21 protein-coding genes are annotated in these 22,900 nt (G+C 61.4%); 6 read left to right on the plus strand and 15 right to left on the minus strand.

All coding sequences use genetic code 11. The features are described 5' to 3' along the window. Positions 1–7: 7 nt before the first annotated feature. The 3 genes from EKO19_RS39180 (at position 8) to EKO19_RS15935 (ending at position 4,010) form a co-directional block, all read left to right on the plus strand. Positions 8–160, plus strand: coding sequence for a DUF5989 family protein (locus EKO19_RS39180; protein ID WP_246038904.1), 153 nt, complete (start codon positions 8–10; stop codon positions 158–160). 3 nt (positions 161–163) lie between these two features. Continuing rightward, positions 164–1,999 (plus strand): carbamoyltransferase family protein, encoded by a 1,836-nt coding sequence (locus EKO19_RS15930; protein ID WP_129777464.1) that lies wholly within the window; start codon positions 164–166, stop codon positions 1,997–1,999. A 604-nt stretch (positions 2,000–2,603) separates the two neighbouring features. Continuing rightward, positions 2,604–4,010 (plus strand): efflux RND transporter periplasmic adaptor subunit, encoded by a 1,407-nt coding sequence (locus EKO19_RS15935; RefSeq protein WP_175597082.1) that lies wholly within the window; start codon positions 2,604–2,606, stop codon positions 4,008–4,010. Here EKO19_RS15935 and EKO19_RS15940 read toward each other — a convergent pair. The 5 genes from EKO19_RS15940 to EKO19_RS15960 all read right to left on the minus strand — a co-directional run bounded on the left by EKO19_RS15940 (position 3,976) and on the right by EKO19_RS15960 (position 11,178). Continuing rightward, the gene (locus EKO19_RS15940) at positions 3,976–5,271 is read right to left on the minus strand and encodes a DUF262 domain-containing protein (RefSeq protein WP_246038927.1); all 1,296 of its coding nucleotides are present in this window, start codon (positions 5,269–5,271) and stop codon (positions 3,976–3,978) included. The genes EKO19_RS15935 and EKO19_RS15940 overlap by 35 nt on opposite strands. Before the next feature lie 218 nt (positions 5,272–5,489). Next, complete coding sequence (locus tag EKO19_RS15945; protein WP_129777467.1) at positions 5,490–6,329, minus strand: DUF6615 family protein; 840 nt, start codon at positions 6,327–6,329, stop codon at positions 5,490–5,492. A gap of 108 nt (positions 6,330–6,437) precedes the next feature. Then, complete coding sequence (locus EKO19_RS15950) at positions 6,438–7,751, minus strand: McrC family protein (RefSeq protein WP_129777468.1); 1,314 nt, start codon at positions 7,749–7,751, stop codon at positions 6,438–6,440. Then, entirely contained in the window at positions 7,748–10,246 is a 2,499-nt protein-coding gene (locus EKO19_RS15955; RefSeq protein WP_157995285.1) for an AAA family ATPase, read from the minus strand. The genes EKO19_RS15950 and EKO19_RS15955 overlap by 4 nt, the downstream gene beginning before the upstream one ends. Positions 10,247–10,410: 164 nt before the next feature. After that, entirely contained in the window at positions 10,411–11,178 is a 768-nt protein-coding gene (locus tag EKO19_RS15960; protein ID WP_175597083.1) for a restriction endonuclease, read from the minus strand. 817 nt (positions 11,179–11,995) lie between these two features. Between EKO19_RS15960 and EKO19_RS15965 the strand changes: the two genes are divergently transcribed. Then, entirely contained in the window at positions 11,996–12,229 is a 234-nt protein-coding gene (locus tag EKO19_RS15965; RefSeq protein ID WP_129777471.1) for a hypothetical protein, read from the plus strand. 160 nt (positions 12,230–12,389) lie between these two features. Here the strand turns inward: EKO19_RS15965 and EKO19_RS15970 are convergent, their stop codons facing one another. Beyond that, positions 12,390–12,665 (minus strand): hypothetical protein, encoded by a 276-nt coding sequence (locus tag EKO19_RS15970; protein WP_129777472.1) that lies wholly within the window; start codon positions 12,663–12,665, stop codon positions 12,390–12,392. Positions 12,666–13,537: 872 nt separating this feature from the next. On the opposite strand from EKO19_RS15970, the gene EKO19_RS15975 reads away from it, so the two are divergent. After that, positions 13,538–14,233, plus strand: a complete 696-nt coding sequence (locus tag EKO19_RS15975; RefSeq protein WP_281281065.1) for a proline racemase family protein — start codon at positions 13,538–13,540, stop codon at positions 14,231–14,233. Positions 14,234–14,606: 373 nt separating this feature from the next. Here the strand turns inward: EKO19_RS15975 and EKO19_RS15980 are convergent, their stop codons facing one another. Then, complete coding sequence (locus EKO19_RS15980; protein ID WP_129777474.1) at positions 14,607–14,906, minus strand: hypothetical protein; 300 nt, start codon at positions 14,904–14,906, stop codon at positions 14,607–14,609. Between the two features lie 628 nt (positions 14,907–15,534). Between EKO19_RS15980 and EKO19_RS15985 the strand changes: the two genes are divergently transcribed. After that, a complete protein-coding gene (locus EKO19_RS15985) occupies positions 15,535–16,572 on the plus strand; it encodes a proline racemase family protein (protein WP_129777475.1) in 1,038 nt (345 codons plus the stop codon). Between the two features lie 9 nt (positions 16,573–16,581). Here EKO19_RS15985 and EKO19_RS15990 read toward each other — a convergent pair whose 3' ends face one another. From EKO19_RS15990 to infC, 8 genes are all read right to left on the minus strand, one after another. Beyond that, positions 16,582–17,124, minus strand: coding sequence for a sigma factor-like helix-turn-helix DNA-binding protein (locus EKO19_RS15990; protein WP_129777476.1), 543 nt, complete (start codon positions 17,122–17,124; stop codon positions 16,582–16,584). Positions 17,125–17,422: 298 nt separating this feature from the next. After that, positions 17,423–17,779, minus strand: a complete 357-nt coding sequence (locus tag EKO19_RS15995; RefSeq protein ID WP_129777477.1) for a MerR family transcriptional regulator — start codon at positions 17,777–17,779, stop codon at positions 17,423–17,425. Further along, a complete protein-coding gene (gene ihfA, locus EKO19_RS16000; RefSeq protein WP_066919939.1) occupies positions 17,760–18,059 on the minus strand; it encodes an integration host factor subunit alpha in 300 nt (99 codons plus the stop codon). The genes EKO19_RS15995 and ihfA overlap by 20 nt, the downstream gene beginning before the upstream one ends. A 16-nt stretch (positions 18,060–18,075) precedes the next feature. After that, a complete protein-coding gene (gene pheT / locus EKO19_RS16005) occupies positions 18,076–20,457 on the minus strand; it encodes a phenylalanine--tRNA ligase subunit beta (RefSeq protein WP_129777478.1) in 2,382 nt (793 codons plus the stop codon). A gap of 50 nt (positions 20,458–20,507) precedes the next feature. Beyond that, entirely contained in the window at positions 20,508–21,536 is a 1,029-nt protein-coding gene (gene pheS / locus EKO19_RS16010; RefSeq protein ID WP_129777479.1) for a phenylalanine--tRNA ligase subunit alpha, read from the minus strand. Between the two features lie 89 nt (positions 21,537–21,625). Next, the gene (gene rplT, locus EKO19_RS16015) at positions 21,626–21,994 is read right to left on the minus strand and encodes a 50S ribosomal protein L20 (protein WP_129777480.1); all 369 of its coding nucleotides are present in this window, start codon (positions 21,992–21,994) and stop codon (positions 21,626–21,628) included. Positions 21,995–22,005: 11 nt separating this feature from the next. Beyond that, positions 22,006–22,203 carry a 50S ribosomal protein L35 gene (gene rpmI / locus EKO19_RS16020; RefSeq protein ID WP_116810930.1) on the minus strand — a complete coding sequence of 66 codons (198 nt, stop codon included), beginning with the start codon at positions 22,201–22,203 and terminating at the stop codon, positions 22,006–22,008. Between the two features lie 169 nt (positions 22,204–22,372). Then, positions 22,373–22,897 (minus strand): translation initiation factor IF-3, encoded by a 525-nt coding sequence (infC, locus tag EKO19_RS16025; protein ID WP_129777481.1) that lies wholly within the window; start codon positions 22,895–22,897, stop codon positions 22,373–22,375. Positions 22,898–22,900: the final 3 nt, after the last annotated feature.

The raw sequence follows: 22,900 nt of genomic DNA on the forward strand, positions 1-22,900 counted from the left end.
GCAACTTATGAATGAGTTCATTCGAGAGCTGTGGGACTTTCTACGCGTACGAAAGAAGCTGTGGCTAGCTCCGCTGCTCGTATTGATGGTAGCGATTGGAGGCCTGCTCATTCTCGCTCAGGGCTCCGTGATAGCGCCCTTTATCTACACATTGTTCTAAGCGATGAACATCCTGGGCCTGTCCGCCTATTACCACGACTCCGCGGCCTGCTTACTGCGGGATGGCGAGATCATCGCAGCGGCCCAGGAGGAGCGATTCACTCGTAAGAAACACGACGCCCGTTTTCCAGCGAACGCCATTCACTATTGTCTGCAAGCCGGCAGAATCGATGCAACCGAAATTCACCATATCGTCTTCTACGACAAACCATTCGTCAAATTCGAGCGACTGTTGGAGACCTACCTAGCTTTCGCGCCGCGCGGCTTCGTGAGCTTCTCGAAGTCGATGCCTGTGTGGCTGAAGGATAAACTCTTCCAAAAAGCTACGATCGCTTCGGAATTGAAAGCCGCCCTGTGCCAGGAGGTGGACTGGAGCGCAAGGCTGCTCTTTTCAGAGCACCACCTGAGTCACGCCGCGTCCGCCTTCTACGCCTCACCCTTCGAGGATGCTGCAGTATTGACCATGGACGGCGTGGGAGAGTGGACAACAACGTCAGTCGCGATTGGTACCGGCAGTGACTTATCACTGCTGAAAGAAATCCATTTTCCACACTCATTGGGTTTGCTCTACTCCGCCTTTACCTACTATACCGGTTTCAAGGTCAACTCAGGCGAGTACAAACTCATGGGGCTTGCGCCTTACGGGGAGCCCAGGTATGTCGGGCTAATCCGGGATCATCTCATCGACATCAAGGACGACGGAAGTTTCCACCTCAATCTCGAGTACTTCGACTACTGCACGGGTCTCACGATGACGAACGGAAGCTTCGATGCTCTGTTCAAAGGGCAAGCGAGACGACCGGAGGGGCGGCTAACCCAGCGCGAGATGGATTTGGCAGCCTCCATCCAAGTAGTCACGGAGGAGGTAGTTCTGAAGCTCGCGAAGAGCATTCGCGATACGACGGGCCAATCGAACCTATGTTTGGCCGGTGGCGTCGCACTCAATTGCGTCGCGAACGGGAAGCTCCTTCGGAGCCGAATTTTCGACCAGATCTGGATCCAGCCGGCCGCGGGAGACGCTGGCGGCGCCTTAGGCGCTGCCCTCTCAGCACATCACTTGATGCTCAAGAAGCGGCGCAAGCCGAGCAACAAGGATCACATGCAGGGCGCCTACCTAGGACCTGAGTTCTCGCAGCAAGAAATAGAAGCTCGGCTCTCAAGGATCGGTGCGCGGTTCTCTTCTCTTAGCGAAGCGGCGCTGATCGAGGAGGTCGTCCGCTCACTGATTGAAGGCAAGGCGGTCGGCTGGCACCAGGGGCGGATGGAGTTTGGACCCAGGGCGCTGGGCGCACGCTCCATCATCGCCGACGCTCGCTCACCGACGGTGCAGAAGACTCTCAATCTGAAGGTCAAGTTCAGGGAGTCCTTTCGTCCTTTCGCACCGAGCGTGCTGCGCGAAGATGTCTCGGAATGGTTCGATCTAGATTCCGACAGCCCATACATGCTCCTCGTAGCAAACGTCCGTGCGGACAAGCAGATGGCAATGACCTTGGAGCAGAGACAGATGTTCGGAATCGACAAACTCAATGTTCAGCGCTCTGCGGTACCCGCCATCACGCACGTGGATTACTCTGCACGAGTGCAGACCGTGCATCGAGACACCAATCCGAAATATCACCGATTGATCTCCCGCTTCAAGGAACTGACGGGTTGTCCGGTCATCGTAAACACGTCGTTCAACGTGCGCGGTGAACCCGTGGTGTGCACCCCGGAAGATGCATTTCGCTGCTTCATGGGGACTGGCATCGAAGTCCTGGCAATCGGAGACTGCTTTCTGTCAAAGCAGCGCCAAGATCCAACACTGGCGACCGACTACACAAATGCCTATGAGCTTGATTGAGCGGCTTGGATGTCCTGGACCCAAGACTTCCAATCTCACGCACCGGACCATTCCGAGGTAACGAGGCGTCAGCGGATACTGGGTGCGAACGCATCTGCAAACGACTGCATCGCATAGTTCGCCTCTGGCAAATATCGCCACCCGCTCGCCGACTTTAGACAAGGAAAATCGCAGAAGCGGCAACCTATCGATTGTGGAATCTATAGTACGAGGCAGGGGAACCTGAATCCCGATCGACAGCACCAACGGCAACGCCACCTCCTGTTGGTTCGCGCGGACGCGCATTCTATGATTCAACGATTCTTGCTCATACTGATGCCAGATGCATGAGTGCCAGTGGCGGCTCCCATACTCGGCTTGCCGTCAGGTCCTCGCTCGCTATCGCGGCGCATCCACTCACCTATCACGTAGCAGGCGTGCTCAAACATCCGAAGCCGATGACGATGTACCGTACGCTCGTCCTTCGGCGTGCAGGGGGTCGTATGATCCCGTTCGCCACGCGTGGCGTGAAGCGCGATGATCGATGTTGCCCAAGGCGATCAGCGAGCTGTGCCTGCAACTCGGTGAATCCCACGTCATGGCCTGAATGTCAGAGGAGGCTTCGGTGCGCGAACGAGGCTTGCTCGGCTACCCAGTAAATGTGGCGATCATTGAGATCTGCCTATACGACGTGCGCCCGACCGGAATTGACATTGAAACGTGTCGTGCCGTATTTGAAGCATCTTCATCCCGCGAGGGTCGAATGGATTCATCTAAGGGTTTCCTTCGTTTTCTCTCTCCACCGTGCTTTCTCGCAACGTGCCTGAGCGCCTTCTTGGCCCTCGTGATCGTCGCACTAGCCCTGCCCACAACCCTTGATAAAATCACCTCGTCACCCTTTCCGGTCCGCATCGACGAGCTTAGATTCGGGATCGTCCACCGAAGCAACTTCATCGATCTCATCCCGTTTCGCGCCAAAGTAGCTCCCCGTGAGACTCTCTACATCGATGCAGTCGACGGCGGTCGGGTCGATCGGGTATTAGTAGAGCCAGGCGATCTCGTGCAGAAAGGACAAGCTCTAATCGAGTTGAGTAACACGACCTTGGCCCTTCAGGTAATCCAGCAGGAGTCGCAGCTCAATCAAGCGATCTCCCAGCTTCAGCAGAATGAGATTGCGCTCGAGCAAAACCGGCTCTCCAACGAACGGGCGCTCGCCGACATTGACTACCAGATCGTGCGCTTGCAACGTTCGGCGGCGCGCCATGACGTCCTCGCCGCAAGTGGTGCAGATTCGCTGGAGCAACGTGATCTGATCGCAGACGAGCTCAGTTACTACCGACAGCTAAGATCCATCCAGACCGAAAGCGGCCGACGGCAAGCTGAACTTTGCTCGCGTCTGCTGCCCGACATTCAACAGCTGCTGGTGCTCTTGCGGCACAATCTCGGCATCGTTCACGACAAGCTTGATGGTCTAGTCATAAGGCCCCCCGTCGGAGGAAGGGTATCGGTCATAGACCTGAAAGTCGGTGAAAACCGTAGCCCCGGGCAACGTCTCGCAGAACTAACGCCGGACCGCGGCATGAGATTGTCCGCGAGCATCGCGGAGATTTTTCTTGGGCGCGTGCACCCCCATCAATCGGGCACAGTCAGCGTTGCGGAAAGCGACACCCGAGTTATCGTACGGCGCGTGTCTCCAAAGATAAGGGATGGAGTTGTCGACATCGAATTGGATTTCGACGGTGGTACCCCGCCTGGATTGGTCTCGGGAGCCACGCTAACCGGTCATCTCGCCTCCGAAGGCAATGCACCCACGATGATAGTGCCTACCGAGCCGTTTCTAGAGCGCACAGGTGGACGCTGGGTGTTCGTAGTCGCAGATGACAACAGATCTGCGCACCGGCGAGCCATTCAGATAGGTCGTCACAGCCCTCAGCAGATCGAAATACTCAGCGGCCTCTCTCTAGGGGAGAAAGTCATCACATCAGACTATGCTGGAATCATCGACGAAGATCACCTCCTTTTCGTCGACTGAGATCCGCCTCTCGTTCGATCTCGGCAGTCAGCTTAGCGAACCGCTCGATCCGCTCGTTGACCCCTGACTTTCTTATCAGCATGGCGTAGGCCAGACGCTCGAGATCCTTGAAGAAGCCCAGCACGCGCGCAGACTCCTGGCGATGACGGGCCATGAACGCGAGCGCCGGGGGCATCCAATCAGTGAATTCGAGCCGATTCAACCATTCTAGGTGCGAATTGATGGCTTCCGCGTGGCTCGCGCTCTCATACGAGGCTCCCAGGATCTCGGCATAGGCTCGCGCCATCGGCTTTAGTACTTTATCCAGAAACACCGTCGGCTGCTTCAGCTCCGGCACATGCTCTCTTATTTCTCTCAGGAGCGTACCTTTCGGCTTGGCCTTGCGATAGACCATCCGGATGTGACTGAACAGGTCCGTGAATGCGTCGCGCCCCAAGTCTTCCTCGAAATCTTCCCACCTGCGGGTATAGGCGTCGCGCTGGACGACATCGACAGCGCCGACAATCTCGGACTTCAAAATGTCAGTTGCCGACAAATCCAGGCCCCGGCTATTGAGCACAGAGAAAATTCGATATGCAGAGTCGAGACCCGGCGTCGATACCACGACGAGATAGCAGCGGCGTACGATGAACTGGGCCAATCGCAAGAGCTTCTGTTCCGGAAGCTTGCATAACTGCTCGGCGAACATGCGAGCGTTGGTACGCAGGTGATGATGTGACTCAGGTAGCTCTTCTGTGAGCTTCAAGAGCTCTGCCATGCCGTTCTCTCTCTGAACGTACGTCTGAAATAACTCACGATCGCGCTCGCGCAGAGACAGGCGAAATTGGTCGGCGGTCCCGAGAATCTCACTTCCCTTCTGATAGATCAGCCGCGTCAGTTCCGACGCATTATCCTCCGTCATCTGCTTGCGGATCGCCGACCGCAGCAGCGTAATCGTCGTCAACCGCTGCTGACCATCTAAGACATCCGCCTCAGGGTTCGCTTCCTGCTTGATCAGCACGATACTGCCTAGAAAGTAGGGCAGCATATCCTCTACCCCAACGGGTTCCGGCTGCATGAACCCGAGCAGATCGTCGAATAGTTCACGAGCTTGCTCCGTGGTCCAGGCGTAAGGACGCTGATAGCCAGGTATTCGGAACACACAATCGTCACTGAAGACTCTGGCGATCGGCTGTTCATGAGCAACTATCGTTCTTGTAATCTGCTCGCCCCTCGATAAATCTGTACTGCATCGAATGCGTGGCGAGCTCAGCAAACTCATCGCATCAGAGCGACGCTGTACGGCACGATAGCGACAGCCCGTCGTGTCCGTTCGAGCCTGCCGCAAGCGCAAGGCGTACTGCAACGCCCCATCACCTCCGCGCCAGCGGCCGATCGGTGGGTGTCGCTCACCCCTCGCTACTACGCACAACTCGCATCGCACCCGCACTCACGTGGCGCCTCACGCGAAGCCGCGTCGCAAGTCACCCTCATCACTCGTCAGCCGAGCCGCAGGCGAGGTGGGAGTTCCCTCCGATCGTCGGGTCCATCGCCCCACAGTGGCGCCTCGCCCGTATCCACCACGACGCGCCACCGGGGATAGAAGGATTCGTCCTCCCGGGAATATGGCTGCTGCTCATCGCGACCACTCCGCTCTGCCATCTCGATGCCGGGCGCCAGGTCGGCCGTGGCGCGCAACGCCTCCGGCAGCCGGTCATGATAGAACGACTCACGCGTCGGCCAACGAAATGGCGCATACGCGCTCGCGTGCTGGCCATGCAATGGCGGACACGTGATGAGACAGCGCCAAGGAATGGCTTCCGGCTGCATGTGCAGCCACCCAAAGTGGCGGCAGCCACGCATCCGTATCGCATCTTCGACGACGCCGACCGGCACCACCATGCATCCGAGCTGCGTGGCGTCTTTATCGCGCTTGCAATTGAACGTCAGGACGTGCGGGGCAAAGTTGTAGAAACAGTAGATCGGTGCCGCTCGCACCGTTGCCGCATAGTCCTTCAGGACATCGATCTGATCTCGCCCGCGAACCACGTGCTTGAGCTTCTCGTAGCGCCAGCCGTTGAAACTGACCTTCTTTGCTTGCACGGCATATCGATACCATCCCTTGTGATCACTGCCCGTCCACATTTCGAAGTCACACCCCTTGTGTGCTTCATCGGCCCGGGCATCCTCGACCACCACGCTGCCAGGCAGTGAGGCGATCGCGTTCAAGTTGATGGAGGTGATCGCATCCTCACCAAAGGAAATGCGATTGCGGTTGGCACGCAGAATCGTGCGCCACGTGGTGCTCGCCAGGAGTTCGAACAGTTCGTCGGCTCGCATCGATTGCGCCTCCTCCATCTTCGATCGCGCCGAGATGCTGGCGCGGGTCTCACCGTTCCTTTGCACGACACGCAACCGGTGGCGTCTCAGGAGTCTTGCGACTCGAGTCTACGACGCGCAGCTCGCCGGCGTGCTCACGCCGAGCACGTCATCGACCAATCTGCGCAAGTCCGCCACGACGCGCCCTGCGCTACCTGAGACATCGATCGTCGCCATCGACAACACCTCGTTGCCGCCTGCGATTCGATGATGCGCAGTCACCTGCCGATCGGCCAGTCCGGCATGGTGCGGATACAACAGCAACAACTTTTCGCATCGATAGATTCGAGCGTATCCCATCATCTGATAGACATCGGCTTGACTCACGCCGCGCTTCGGATCTTCCGCGAGATGACTCAGGCGCTTCCACTTGGTATCGATCACCAGCTCGCAGCGTCCTCGATGCATGATGAGAATGTCCGGCTTCGTCATGAACAGCGACTGACCGTCGGAGACGCGTTCCAAACAATGGAGCCGACCGCCTTGCACGTGTACCGTGCGATCGGTGCCCGACAGCGCCCGCCCCAAGAGGCGGGCGATGTATCGCTCGAAGAGCGTGTTCATCTCGAACGACAGAGAGATCCCGGGGGCCGCACCGAGCGAGGTGTTCTGAAATCGCTCGCCGAGCAGCAGCTTCGCGAGCCTCGAGAGCTCCTTCCAGCGCAGGTTGGTGCGATCGATCACCACCTCATCCCACCGCAACGCGCTCACCGGCACCTCAGCGATGTCCGCATAGACGAAGTCGATCTCACGCAGCCGACGTTGCGTCTCACTCACGTGAGAAAGAGGCAGCAGACGCCGCACGGCCGCCTTCATGATCCGATTCAATGCTATATCGGGGCTCAGCACGTCATATCGACAGGCGAGCCGGTGGGGACTCGCGGCCAGCGTAGTGAACTGACGGGCGACGTTCATCCGTCCCTGGAGCGCGGGCAGATCCTCCTGCATGCCAACGTAGCGTCGCGTGATGCCCTCGCGCAGCGCATCGGCGAGCTTGCGCGCAAACAGGCCGATCAGAACCTCGAGGGGGTTGTCTCGCTGCCAGCCCAGCGCCGTCATCGCCCCCGCATCGACGGGGAGGTTCCAGGCGACCGCCAACATGTGCACCAACTGTCGGCGAATCCGCCCCGCCTCCTCCCCTGGGCCGCCAACATCGATCTTCGGTAGGATTTCGAGCGCACAGCCGGGCGCGGCAATGACACCGACGACCTGCGCGGCGCGCGCTTCCGTGCGTCCGAGCGTCAGTACCCGCGCGCCCTCTTCCCCGCCGAACCCGGATCGGCGCGCCACCGCGCCGAGACGATCCGCCGCCCACACGGGCAGGCACGCCTCGTCCTCTCCGTAGCGAATGGATTGCCACTCGAGGATCGTGCGTCGGATCATTGGAACTGGTCATAGCACGAGGGATCGAAGGCCGCCTTGATGCTCCAGCGGTAGCGCGGCTCGGCAGCGTGATCCGCCAGACCCTCCGGCGCTCGTAGCATCGACCTGTCCAAGAACGAGCCCTTGCCAGCACTGTCGCCCAACACGATGGCGACCTTCCCCCAGTCATCGTAAAAATATTCCGAGAGCAGCGGGATGATCTGGGTCCGCATGGCCTCATCGACCGCCGCACGCGAGGTGCAGTTCATGAAGTAGGCATGGCCGATTTGATGCTCGCGATCGAAGAGGTATTCGATGCGCTCATTCATCACCGCGAGCAGTCGAACGAGATTCACACCGGATTGGGCACTCGCCCCTGACAAGCGCTCAGGCTCCGGCATCAGCTCGCGAAACGAGAAGCGGCGCCTGAGCGCGGTGTCGAGCAGCGCAATCGAGCGATCTGCGGTATTCATCGTGCCGACGATGTGCAGGTTCGAGGGCACGCCAAATTGGCGCCGCGAATAGGGCAAGATCACCGTCAGCTGCTCGGGCCTACCCAACCGCTTGCCCACCTCGATCAACGTGATCAACTCCCCGAACACCTTCGAGACGTTCGCGCGATTGATCTCATCGATGATCAGCACGAACTGATCCGGCGGCGTGCCTCGCGGCTCGTCTTTCGTCGACAGCAGCCTCACCAGGGCGTCGCGCTTGAGCAGGCCATCACGCAGTTGGTAGCAGGAGCGCTGCACGAAGGGCTTCTCGTAAATGGTGTCGACCGACAGGGACTCATCGAAGCGGGCGAGCCAACGCACCGAGCGACGATGATTGTAGAGCTGGCGATCCGTGTCATCGAAATAGTAGGGCCCGGTCACCTCGGCAATGGCGCGAAACTGAGCGTTTCCATCCGATATCACCACCAAATCGCGCTCGCTCATGCCGGCGCGAAATTGCCACACCTGAGAGACGTTCGCGTCGCTTCCCTGTGTGCCCGGATGATCGCGGTTCCAGCGCTCATGAATGGCCTCCTTGCTCTCATAGCGCGCCTCCGACCAATCGATGTCTCCGCCCCAGCCCAAGGCGATGTAGTCGCCCAGTATTGCCGAATCGAAGATGTGCTCCTCGAGCCCCGCCCGGCCCAGCGACATCTTGAATACCCGACGCCCGCTCAGATCGAACGCCGCGGAGCCTGCGCCGCGCTTGCGCGCATCTTCCGCCAAGGTTGCGATTTGTCTGAAGATCCCCGGCTTCGGCACCAGCCGAAATCCAGTGCCGCCTTCACCGCCCTCGTCGCCCTGGGCGGCTCGATCGGTCGTCGGCCGCAGGCCCTCGACAAAATCCTCATATGAGTAGGATTGATGAAACGTGGTGAAGGCGATCTGCCCTCGGGCGACCAGATCATGGTATCGCTCCATGAGCGCCGCGCGATCGTCAGGGGCCGCACCCTCGCACAGACGAACCGCCTCATAAGCCGTGGCATAGGTCTTTCCGGTCCCAGGCGGACCATAGAGGATGAGGTTCGTCGGATCGTGATCGGGTAGCACGGCGTCAGCATCCTCTTTGGAGACAGTAGATTCGGTCGACGATTCGCGGCCGCTCGCGCGCTCGTACCAATCGAGCAGCTCGCGCAATTGCGCCATGGTGCGAAGGCCGACCCTCGCGACGGTCCGCGCGGCACCTTCGTTTCGGGGCTGCAGGCTCAGCCGAGACGTGAGCTCCGCGTGTCGACCCTGCGTCGGACCATGGACCGTATGGTCCAAACCCGACGGCGGCGGCCTGACCTGCGCCTCGATCCACACTTGTGCGGCGGGTTTGTCGCGCTCGAGTGCGATTTGCCGCCCATCGGGCAATGCCCAGGCCTTGATGTTCCGAACCTGTTTGATCGTTCGTCCAAAACGCCTGGACAGGGCTGTCTCCACCGTCGGCACCGTAAAGGGCTCGGCGGCCAGATCGAACTCGAAGACCGTCGTGGTGCTCCCAGGCGGCCCGACACGCCGTGGCGGCGACACGCCCGCGAGTGCTTGGAACTTTGGGCCTTCGATGGCCTGGCACACGTTGGCCCAGGCTTGCGAGAGTGCGAGCGCATCGTGGACCTGACGAACCGGCACCGAGGCGCTCCGTGCGCCCTCCTTGCGGGCAGGTTCGATATAGTTCTCCAAGACGTACTTGCGAATGCGGTCAGCATCCCGGGCGGGTGCGCGGCTCGCCGTTTTGAAAGTACGATAGTTGCCGAGCCACGCGGTGTAATTCGTGAGCCGTGGAATCGGTGTCTTGGAATTCGGCAGCAGCACCCGGAATTGCTGCCCCCCCTCTTCAGCATCCGCCTTGAGCCGCTCCAGCGCCTCCTTCGTCGACGCGAGCCGATCCGCCTCGAACGCATGATCCACCGTGGCGTGGAAAACTCCCAAATCCTTCAGGCACCGCTCGATGCGTCGCACGGCAGACACCCGGGTGGCGACGGCTTTGCCTTGCAGATTCTTCGCCTGGAGCCACGCACGAAAACCTTCTCTATCCAAGAGATCCCCTCCCTGCCCGTGCCCACGAAACATTCCCGAACGCGCCGTAAAACATCTCCGATCAACGTATCGGCACGATGCACGAGTCTACGTTGCATTCCGCGCAGGTGAAGCGCATCGCTTGATGCGTCGCGCCGCCGGTGCGCATGCCGACGCGCCTTGCCTCAGGCGGTCTCCGCGACCGGCCTGACACCGCGACATCGCGGATATGAGCGACACCCCCAGAACGGCTGGCCGGCCCGCGTTCCACGACTCGCCTTCCGCTGCACCATCGCGCCACCGCAGGCCGGACACCTCGGATCATCCGGCGTCATTCGAATGACCGGCTCCGTGCGCGTGGCCGGGATCGCCTCCTTCGAGGATGCCGGCGCGGGCGCGCGCGTCGCCGCGATCATCTCCACCAGTGCCCGGCCATCGATCAGTTCGATGGGGCACTGGCGCGCGAAATCATGCGCCTCGTTCGTATACGCCCCTGAGGCCACGAAGAATCCACCGGCCGCACCGCCCGCTGCGATGACACCCTGGAGTTCCCGAAGGGGCTTTACGCCAACCTTCGCTCGTTTCCACTGCTTGCACTGCACGTAGAACGTCGCCCCATGCTTGCGAAGCACCACATCGACGCCGCCGTCCGGCCCGTCGACGGCGTTCTCTTGGACCTGGTAGCCGCGGCGCCGGAATGCCTCGCCGACCATCGATTCGAACTCGCGCCAGGTGAGCCGCCGCAGTGATTCGATCCCCGAAAGATCGTCGAACTTGCGCCGGATGAGGTGCGCCCGGAACAGGCCGAGCACGCCGATGAAGAGGAGTCCCCCTGCGAGGAACGCTGCGTTATTTTTGGCCACGATGCCGAGGCTCGCCGTGTACCGGTGACCCGCGAGAAAGTGAGGGGCGACGAAGGCGAGCAGCACGTATGCCGCTACGGCCACGGCCACACTGACCCACCATGGGCGCATCGAGAGCTCGCGAGCCAATGATTCACGTCGCCTCGCCATGCGGACACGTTCCCTCTGTGACACGGGAGAGTGTATTCCGCCCCGCTGGAATCACCCGTGACCCGTGTCGCTTTCAGAGGCACGGAGAAACCCCGAAAGCGCCCGGTGATGACGATGACACCCGATGGGCACCGCCACGCCTCCGTTCTAGCTCTCACCTCCCGCGACCGATCGGGTAACCGACATCATCTCGGTGCAGTTGGTCGCATAGAGCATAAAATCGAAAGCTCGGCTCTCCCTTCGCTTTGGCATGAATCGCCGTCTGCAGCTTCCGAATACTCAGCGGAGTTGATAGGTTACCCAATCTCCCATTCCTCGCTGCTTATTACGATCTTCTCGAACTGAGGTCCCTTCCCTCCGTCATGGACTGCAGTGGACCATGACTGAAGGCGGTGATGCGATCGTTTGCAGCAATGAAGCGGTGTCGTTCGTCGCATTCACGCCCCCCCAAGATCGCCTCCGGCCAGAAGCCGTCCGCGACCTCATCGGGGGGCATGGAGGGAGTGACCGGTGCCTTGCATGAGCAGTCGGCCTCGGGGTACCTCCGCTGAGCTGGAGCCTCCTGCCTCCGGACGCCTTTGAGGAATTGTGCTATGAGGTCCTGCTTCGCAGCGGCCGGTTCGATGAGCATCGCTTCAAGAAACACGGCAAGACGAGATCGAGAGACCGGGGGCGCGACATCGAGGCTTGGACCCTGCCGCGATTGAATGAGCCGGGTAGGAAGTGGATCTTCCAGTGCAAGCTGATCACCTCCAACGTGGCGCTGAGCGCAAGCAAAGTGAATGTCGCGGATGTCATTGATCCGTACGCTGCCAGCGGCTTCGGCATCATGACCAGCGAGTTGATTGACTCGACGCTCTACGACGAGATGGATGCGATCGCCGCCAGCCGATCGCTCAGTCTGGATACGTGGGATGGCCTGCGACTGCAGCGATTCCTCTCCTCCCGAAAGGATCTTCTGCGGCAATACTTCCCTGGAGACGCAAGCTGAACGACTGCGCTCAGCACCGTTCATCTGAGAAAGAGACGATCCTCGATCCCTGAACGAATGTCATCACTGATTCATCCTTGCAGGAAGTGACAGGTCTCGACGATGCGCGCCTGCGCTCTGCAAGCATCTCGAGCTTGTCCTCGATCATCGTCACGAGTGCTCAGGTGAAGGACTGTCGCTCTTTCAGTGCGGATGCAATCCACGACTGAACCTCGTCGATGGAAAGCGAGGCAGCCTCGTCAATCAAATTGCTCTCGGCGTCATAGACACCGCAGTCGATGAAGGCATCGGTGTCCTCCGGCACGTAGCCCTCGCCGACCGTGTGCAGGAGGTGCCCTCCGTCATCAAAGCGATACACGAGCCCCGAGCAGTTACCGCCAGTTCCTTCCTCTTCGAGCTTCGGGAGGATCGCACGAATGTCACTGATCGTTGTCATCTCTGATCTCCTCCTGAGCAGTCACTGCGCGCAGCGTGGGCACTGGCCCGCGCTCGTGCGTTTGCAACATGATAGCGCAAAAATACTCCAGTGAAACTCTCCCCATCGATCCTCAGAAGGTAGCGCTTCCTCGAGACGGTCATCGCGCCGTCGATAAAAGGAATGCCCGTAGCTCGAGCGCGATGGGAAGAGGCGCATCCACGCGATGCGGCAGGTGGAATCTAATGTTTGTCTCATGCTCGGTAAACTCGAGCCAGAAATGATGCGAGCACTGTACCAACAGGGTCGCGGATGACCCTCGAACATTCATCGGTCGACGCGCCAGCGCGAGCGTGATGATCCGGGACTGAGCAAGGCAGCGGGCCGTGGTGAGAAGAAAACCGATGGGGAGGGAACATCTGGAACATCACCAGGCTCGATGACCATGCAGCGCGACCGGTGGTTGATCACGGCGTGGCTCCTCGGACGCCCCCTCTCGCCGACTCAGAAGGGCCGCAGGTCGCACCACTGACCTGGCTTTGGGCAGGAACAGAGGCGGTTGTTGATCCATTCCCGCCACCGCCGCCCACCACACCGCTGCACGATAGAACAGACGCGGCACCTTATTCGGGCAAGGATCATCGATGGCCTGTGGCGGCACGACCGATGCCTGAATTGCTCCAGCGCACGAGCCCGTCGGATGAACGGTTGATGACCGAAGCGCATCAGCGATGTCAGAGACAACTGCAGGGAAGACGAAGAGACCATGTTCGATCAGGGAGCTGTCTCGCCAAAAGAACATCCAAGCGTGTAAGCAGGATAGCCTCGCGACCGCCACCGGGTCACATCACGGTCTTCACGACCTGCCTGCAAGAGCCAGCAGGGCTGCATCGATGCGGCGCCAGCAACCTCGCCTGGTTCGTCGCGATCAAAAAAGATCGCGCAACTCAAATCAGTTGCAGAATACCTCTGGCTTCGATCATCGAAGCGGCGCGACCATGTGGGAGCCCCGTGGTCATGCAGACATGGATGCCGCCGTCATCACCGCCTCCCGCGATGCCGACCTGGACGTGTTCCTCCTGCACAACGATGGCTACAGCACCGTGTGCGGGCACGCGATCATCGCGACCATGACGCTCGCCTTCGAAACAGGCCTGGTCGCACGCACCGGCGACCGACGCGAACTTACGATCAATGTCCCCGCCGGACGCATCCATGCCCCCGCCCACATGGACGGCGATCGCGTCAACTGCGTGTCGTTCCGCAACGTGCCCTCGTTCGTCTATCGACACGATCAGCACATCCACGTGCCAAGCATCGGCAGCGTGCGATTCGACATCGCCTACGGCGGCGCCTTCTATGCCCTCGTCGAGGCGCCCCCGCTCGAGCCCACACTCGTGCTGAGCGAGCTCAATCGCCTGATCGATCTGGGCCGGCGCCTCGAGCATGCGGTCATGGCGACCACACCGATCGCGCATCCGTTCGAATCCGATCTCAGCTTCTCGTATGGCACGATCTTCACGGGACCGGCGCTATCATGGCGTCGCCCTCAAGAACAGCCCGGGACTCGCTCGTCGGTCACGATTTGAGGTCGCGGTGTGCCTGTCGCCGTAGGCTGCGAATATATCTGCAGCCATGACGCGGCTTTGTTTGAGGCCTCTGAGGCTGCCCGCCCGCCGCGCGCCACATAGCACCATTCCTCATGGCTTGCCGTGGCTCCTGCGAACGCATTGGCGCCGTGATCAGCAAGCCGGGTCGCCAGCTCCTGCGGCGAGAGGCACACGGGCGATAGTGGCGTGCCCTCGGTGACCTCCTCGTGCATCTGATAGTCCGAGCACGCCGGCTCAGGCCAGCGCGGCATGTAGCTCTCCCGGCCCGGAAGCTCCCCGGCATATTCCGCATAGTTCGAGGCGCGAAGATCCTCGGGCAGCGGGATCCGCATCGCTTCCAGGCGACACGCAATCACGCATCCCGGCTGGCGCCCCGGATCGCATCACGCTCGTACAACAGCTCGCGCAGCAGATCGCACGGATCGGTCGCAAGCCCGCCGCACAGCTCCAGGTATAGAAACAACGGACCACTCGCCTCAGCCGCCAGCACGGAGTACACATACGAGCGACTCACGCCACTGCGGCGGGCCAGGCCCGCCTGACTGATGCGACGAGGACGCCGCCCGGTCATCCGTCTGCGAACGACACGCGACAAGGCAAGTCGCGTCATCCTCTCGCGCTCCTCGCGCGTCTCACCCGGTGGATTCATCACGATACCTTCCTTGAGTGCCGGTTCAGGTGCGCCCCTGGCGCATGCGACACCAGCACACGCATGCCCACACCGGCGAATCGCCGAAGCCACTTCATCATTCTTCGATCTCTGTCGACGGTAGCTGGACCCGGCGCGCCAGACGGTTGATGGGGAGCGCCGCGTCCTCGATGATCTGAGACTCGAATTCTGTGTACTCCGCTATCGCCCCACAAGCAGTCGGCAAGATTTTGTCTACTATAGTCCCCACTCTCGTCGCGAGACCGTCTCACCGGCCACGCAGTGATGTACACGCGAGGCTTTCCACGGTAAGAAGCATCGATGTCTGCCTGACCATCACTCGCATCCTGCCGATATCTGCCTGGTCACAGCCATTCGCGCAGGCAGCACCGCCGCTCTATGACATCGCGGAACTGATACACGATCATGAGCCGCCAGCGGGAGCAGCAGCAACAGGATGGCCTCGTGGTGGCCGATGGTCCCCGCCCCACATGATCGGCCAATATCATCAGCGCACGCGATCACCGCCGCCGGCGCACCGGGGCCCGACGGGACCCTCGACCGGTCTCCTCCGCAGCGTCCGTCACGGCTCCGCGACTGATCCGGCATGGCCGGCAAGGACCCACATCCCATGAGTTCCCTCTTTGATCAATGGCCGTGGCAGCCACCCGCCCGCATGCATCGGCTCACGACCGTCGAAATGCACACCGGCGGCGAGCCGCTGCGCATCTTCACCTCGGGGCTTCCGGAGCTGCCGGGCGATTCGGTGTTGGAGAAGCGACGTTACTTCCGCGACCACCATGATCATCTTCGCACCGCCACGATGTGGGAGCCGCGCGGTCACGCCGACATGTATGGCGCGGTGATCACCCCTTCGCGCGATGCCGACCTCGACGTGTTCTTCCTGCACAACGAGGGCTACAGCACCATGTGCGGGCACGCCATCATCGCGATCACAACCCTCGCCTTTGACACGGGTCTGATCACGCGCACGGGCGATCGGCGCAAGCTCACCATCAACGTCCCCGCCGGACGCATCGACGCCGTCGCGCACATGAGCGGCGATTGTGTCGATCATGTGTCGTTCCGTAACGTGCCTTCGTTCGTGTATCGGCGCGAGCAGCAGATTGAGGTCCCTGGCATCGGCACCGTGCAGTTCGACATCGCCTATGGCGGCGCCTTCTACGCCATCGTGGCGGCGCAACCGCTCGGTCTCACCCTCTCACCGACCGAGCTCAATCGCCTCATCGAGGCGGGCCGGCGCATCAAGCACGCGGTGATGGCGACGACCGCCATCGAGCACCCGTTCGAGCCGGATCTCGGATTCTTATACGGCACGATCTTCACGGGCCCTGCGCGCGAGCCCGGTCATCACAGCCGCAACGTGTGCATCTTCGCAGACGGCGAAGTGGATCGATCCGCGACGGGCTCCGGCGTCAGCGCCCGAGCGGCCTTACACCACGCCCGCGGCGAGCTGCCACTCAACGCCCCCATCACGATCGAGAGCATCCTGGGCAGCACGATGACGGTTCGCGCCGTCGAGACGACGCAATTTGGTCCCTACGCGGCGATCGTGCCGGAGGTGAGTGGCACGGCATTCATCACTGGCCGCAACGAGCTCTATCTCGATCCGCAGGACCCGCTGGGCAGAGGATTCAACTTTCGCTAAGCACCTCACTCACGAGGACATCCAATCCACCACGCTCTCATCGAGTTTCCCCAACACGCTCGCGTATGCCCGCGCCAGATCCCGCTGCACGAGCCTCGGCGTCATCCGAAACACTTTCGCGATCTGCTGATAGCTCATCCCCTCATTCACGTGCATCAACAGCATCCGTTGCTGTCGCACCGGCAGCGTCGCGACCGCCGCGCTCACCTGTTTCACTAACTTCTGACTGACCGGGCGCGCGGGCTCGATCTCCTCGCCCCCCTCGATCATCGCCACGCGATCCGGAGTCTCACAGTCCAGGTCACCTCGCGCCTCATCCACCACGTTCGCCGCCACCAGCAGCACCAGCCGCTGCGGCGCTTTCGCCAGCGTCGCCTCGTCATAGCGCGACAACCGAAGGAACGTTTCCTCGGCAACCTGCTCGAGCTGCGTCGACTGCGACGGCGTATTGCGCGAGAGCCAGCGGCGAAGCGCAATCTCCCAGTTCGACGATCGCTTCGAGGGCGGGGCGACGACGACCGGTTCGAGCACCCTCACGAGACCTAACCTCATCGCAGCTCACCTCCACCGCATCGCCGCTAAATGAACTTTATTCAGTTATATACCCCTATCTGTGAACGTTCGTCAAATCAAAGGAGGCCGATCGCGAAGCACGCACGGTCGTGTGGCGGCGAGCCCACGAGGCCCGCGCCACGACCGCGTCTAAACACCAATCGACGGTGAGAACGTTGCGCCTGGCGCACTGGCGCCAGGGCCACGAGATGAGGGAAGGATCACGAGAGAAATGTCGCCGACGGGCCAGAACGGCAGCGCCGGGCGCCACGAAAACCGTGGCGCAGAAATCAAAGCCTCAGCGTCGCAGGATCCGCAGGACTTCCTCGAGCTCGACGCGGATCTGCCGGACGATCTGTTGGGCCTGCGTCAGATCATCGCGCGCCTCATCGCCGCCCAGGCGATTGCGGGCGCCGCCGATCGTGAAGCCCTGCTCATATAGAAGAGAGCGAATCTGTCGGATGACGAGCACGTCCTGGCGCTGGTAGTAGCGTCGGTTGCCCCGCCGCTTCACCGGCTTCAATTGCGGGAACTCTTGCTCCCAATAGCGCAGCACGTGCGGCTTCACGCCACACAGCTCGCTCACCTCGCCAATGGTGAAGTAGCGTTTGCCGGGAATCGCCGGCAGTTCGCTGTTATTGCCTGCTTCCAGCATACGCTTCGACTCGGGCTTTCAGTTTCTGGCCGGGGCGGAACGTCACCACGCGACGGGCGCTGATGGGGATCTCCTCGCCGGTCTTGGGATTGCGCCCGGGGCGCTGGTTTTTATCACGCAAATCGAAGTTACCGAATCCGGAGAGCTTCACCTGCTCGCCAGTCGACAAGGAGGCGCGCAGTTCTTCGAAAAACAGGTCCACCAGCTCGCGAGCCTCGCGCTTGTTGAGACCCAGCTGGTCGAACAATGCTTCTGCGATCTCCGCTTTGGTCAGTGCCATGCTGTGGGTGTCCCGCTCATTGGTCCCGGAGGGTGGCGTTCAGCTGACGGCCCAGTTGTTCGACGACCTGCGCCACGAGGGCGTCGGCTTCGTTGTCCGTCAGCGTCCGGGAAGTATCCTGTAATTGCAGGCCTAAGGCTATGCTTTTCTTGCCTTTCTGCAACTGCTGCCCCTGATAGACCGAGAGCACGGTCAGGCGCTTCAACAGGCTGCCGGCGCTCGCTTGCACGACCGCCCGAACGGCCTCGACGGGCAGTCCTTCGTCGACGATCGATGCAATATCGCGCCGGATGGCCGGGTATCGGGAGATCTCCTCGAACTCCGGGATCACGGCCGCGAGCCCCGCCGCGGTCTCCAGCTCGAAGACGAACACCGGATATGTCAAATCGAGCCGTCGCAGGTGCTCCGGATGGACACCGCCCAGCCAGCCGACCGCGCGATCGCCGCGGTAAATTCGCGCGGATTGCCCCGGATGCAGCGCCGGATGCACTTCCGCTTTGAAGCGAAATTCCTCCGCGGCGCCGGTGAGGGCGATCAGCGCTTCGACATCGGCCTTCACGTCGAAGAAGTCGACCTTGCGCGCCTCGGCGTCCCATTGCTCGGGGAGCACGGAGCCGGTCGCGACGCCCGCGATCACTTCGGTCTCGCCGTCCGGCGCGTAGCGACGACCGACTTCGAACAGCCGGACGCGCGGCTGCTGGCGACGCTGATTGCTGCCTACCGCCTGGAGCAGGCCGGGCCACAGCGACACGCGCATCACGGCGAGCTCCGCCGAGATCGCGTTGCTCAGCGCGACCGCCGGCTCCGGGCACAGCGAGGCCTGATACGCCTGATCGGTGAATGCATAGTTGATCGCTTCCTGGTAGCCGCGATCGACGAGCAGATCGCTCGCCCGCTCGTTGCGCACGTGCGCCTCGGTCCAGGGCGCCGGTGTGTGCGTGCCGATCTCGGCGGCTTCGGGAATGTTCTCGAATCCATGCAGACGCGCGACTTCTTCGATCAGATCCTCTTCGATGCGGACGTCGAAGCGCCAGGTGGGCGGCGTCACCTGCCACTCCGCACCACTGCCGCTCACGATCATGCCGAGACGCTCGAGCAGCGACTTCACGATGGACGCATCGATCCTGGCGCCGAGCACGTGCTCGACGCGAGCATGGCGCAGGCGAATCGGCGAAGGCGCCGGGTAGTTGCGCTGCGCGCGCGTGACGACGAGCGGACCGGCCTTGCCGCCGGCAGCCTCGAGCAAGAGCTGCGTCGCGCGCTCGACAGCGCGTTCTTGCAGTTCGGGATCGACGCCGCGCTCGAAGCGTTGGGACGCATCCGTGATCAAGCCGTAGCGACGGCCGCGACCGGCGATGTCGTTGGGATCGAAGAACGCGCATTCGAACAGTACGTCGACGGTGCCGTCCGCGATACCGGAGTCCTCCCCGCCCATCACGCCGGCCAGGCCGAGGATGGAACGATCATCCGCGATCACGAGCACGTCGGGCGTGAGCGCGATCTCGCGGCCGTCGAGGAGCTTCAGTGTTTCCTTCGCCGTCGCGAAGCGCACGACGATGCCACCGCTCAATTTACCGAGGTCATAGGCATGCATCGGCGCGCCGAGCTCGAGCATCACGTAATTGGTGATATCCACCACCGCGCTGATGGGACGTAAGCCCGCGCGACGCAGCCGCTCCTGCATCCAGAACGGCGAGGCCGTGTTCGCGCGAATGCCACGAACGACGCGGCTCACGAACTTATAACAACCGACCGGTGCCTGGGCGGTCGCGCCGGTATCGATGCGCACGGGAAACGTCTCTGTGATCGTGGCCGCAACCGGTTCGATCACGGGCGCATGCAGCGGCTTGCCGCGCGCAGCGGCCGCCTCGCGGGCGATGCCCTGCACGCTCATCGCATCGCCGCGATTGGGCGTCAGGTTCACTTCGAAAATGGTGTCATCGAGGCCCAGCGCCGTCACCAGATCCTGACCTGCCGGAAGCTGCGCCGGTAGATCGTAGAGACCCGAGGCCTCCTCGTTGATGCCGAGCTCGCGCGCCGAGCACAGCATGCCGGCCGACTCGACGCCGCGCAGCTTCGCGCGCTTGATCTCGGTGCCATTCGGCAGCTTCGCGCCGATCATCGCGAGCGGCGCCTTCATGCCGGCGCGCACGTTCGGCGCGCCACACACGATCTGAAATTCCTCTTTGCCGGCCGAGACTACGCAGACGTTCAATTTCTCGGCGTCCGGATGCTTGGTCACCGACTTCACTTCACCGACCACGACGCCGGGCAGTTGCGGGCCTGCCTTCGTGATGCCCTCGATTTCCAGGCCCGCCATCGTCAAGGCGTGCGCGAGCGCCGGCACGTCGGTGCCCGTGTCCACCCAATCACGCAACCAGTTGAGGCTGATCTTCATCGCAAACGTCCCAGAGTCAAACGGTGGGCTTCAATCGTGTGGCGCAACGTTCAGGCGAACTGCTTCAGGAACCGCAGGTCGTTCTCGAAGTACAGACGAATGTCGTTCACGTTGTAGCGGAGCATGGTCAATCGATCGATGCCCATGCCGAATGCGTAGCCGGTGTAACGCTCAGGATCGATGTTCACAGCCTTCAACACGTTCGGATGCACGACGCCGCAGCCGGAGACTTCCACCCAGCCGGTTTGTTTGCAGACACGGCAGCCCGAGCCACCGCACGACACGCAGGAGATATCGACCTCGGCCGAGGGCTCCGTGAACGGGAAGTACGAGGGACGCAGACGCATCTTCACGTCCTTCTCGAACAGCTCGCGCATGAAGCTGTGCAGCACCGCCTTCATGTTCGCGAACGTGATGCCCTCATCCACGACCAGGCCTTCGACCTGATGAAACATCGGGGTGTGCGTCATGTCGGAGTCGTTGCGATACACGCGACCCGGCGCGATCAAGCGGATCGGTGGCTTCTGCGTTTCCATCGAGCGCACCTGCACGGGCGAGGTGTGCGTGCGAAGCAGGCGGCCGTCCGGGAAATAGAACGTATCGTGCATGGCGCGCGCCGGATGATTCTCCGGAATGTTGAGCGCGCCGAAGTTGTGCCAGTCATCTTCGATCTCGGGGCCATCGGCGATCGTGAAGCCCGCGTTCCGGAAGATCTGCTCGATGCGACGACGCACACGCGTGACCGGATGCAAGCCGCCGATCGTCTGTCCCCGGCCGGGCAATGTCACATCGACCGCATCGCTTGCGAGTTGCGCCGCCAGCTTCGCCGCCTCCAGCGCCGCGCGACGCTCCTCGAGCCCCGCCGTCAATGTCTGTTTCGCCTCGTTGATCTTGGCGCCGGCCGTGCGACGCGCGTCCGCGTCCATCGCGCCCAACGACTTCAACAGCTCGGTGACCGAGCCTTTCTTGCCGAGCAGACGAACGCGGATCTGCTCGAGATCCTCGAGGCTTGCGCACGCGGCGATCTCGGTGCGAGCAGCATCGATGAGCGCGGGCAGATCAAGAGCGGTGTCGGTCATGGCCTGTGTTTTTCCGGGTTCTACAGACGAATCGGGCGTCACTATGGACGCCCGATTCAATCAACACTATCGAGCGTGGTGCCCGAGGATCAGGCTGCCTGTTTGAGCAGACTGTCCCGAGCCTTTTGCGCGATCACGCCAAACGCCGCCGGATCGTTCATCGCGATGTCGGCCAGCACCTTGCGGTCGATGGACAGGCCCGCGAGGTTCAGACCCGCGATCAGCTTGCTGTAAGACAGGCCGTGAACGCGCGCTTCGGCGTTGATGCGCGTGATCCACAGCGCACGGAAGTTGCGCTTGTTGGTCTTGCGATCGCGATACGCATACTGACCGGCCTTGATGACGGCCTGCTTCGCGGCGCGGAAGACTTTGCGACGGGCGTTGTAGTAACCCTTCGCCTTCTTGAGGATCTTCTTGTGACGGGCGCCCGCAATGACGCCTCTTTTAACGCGTGCCATGGTTTATCTCCTCACTTCGCGTTCGGGAGCAGCTGCTCCATACGGACCAGATCCTGCTTCGCGACCATCGACGGCGCGCGCAGCTGACGCTTACGCTTGCTCGGCTTCTTGGTGAGGATGTGACGACGGTGCGATTGGGCTCGCTTGAACCCTTTGGCAGTCTGGCGAAAACGCTTCGCCGCTGCCCGGTTGGTCTTCAACTTAGGCATTGCACTTCTCAACTGATTGTTAGCCTTTGAGGAACACAGCCCACGTCTTGAGACACGGGGCTTAGCCCTGTCAGGCGGGACAGCGCCGCTTCTATTTATTAATGAAGCATTGCTGTTCGCTTGTTGCGCCCCTGTTCTTACGAATCGGGGCGCTTGTTTGTCCGACGACCTACTTCTTCTTAGGTCCGAACATCATCACCATCTGCCGTCCTTCCATCAGCGGGTTCTGCTCGACCGTGGCGTATGGCGCCAGATCGTTCTGTACCCGCGACAGTAATTCACGGCCGACTTCCTGATGAGCCATTTCCCGGCCACGGAACCGCATGGTCACCTTGGCCTTGTCGCCCTCTTCCAGGAAGCGGATCAGATTACGCAGCTTGACCTGGTAATCGCCGTCCTCGGTGCCGGGGCGAAACTTCACTTCCTTGATCTGTATCTGCTTCTGCTTGCGCTTCGCTGCGTGCGCCTTCTTGTTCTGTTCGAACAAGTATTTGCCAAAGTCCATGATGCGGCATACCGGCGGCTCCGCCGTCGGCGATACCTCAACCAGGTCGAGCTCGGCATCTTGCGCCATCTTCAGCGCGTCGAAGCGGCTCATGACACCCGCCTGTTCGCCGGCAGCATCGATCACTCGCAACTGGGGCGACGTGATCTCTTCGTTGCGTCGGACGCGTTTTCCAATGGGAGCAGCGATGCG

The sequence above is a fragment of the Peristeroidobacter soli genome, from assembly GCF_004138485.1.
Taxonomy (GTDB): domain Bacteria; phylum Pseudomonadota; class Gammaproteobacteria; order Steroidobacterales; family Steroidobacteraceae; genus Steroidobacter; species Steroidobacter soli.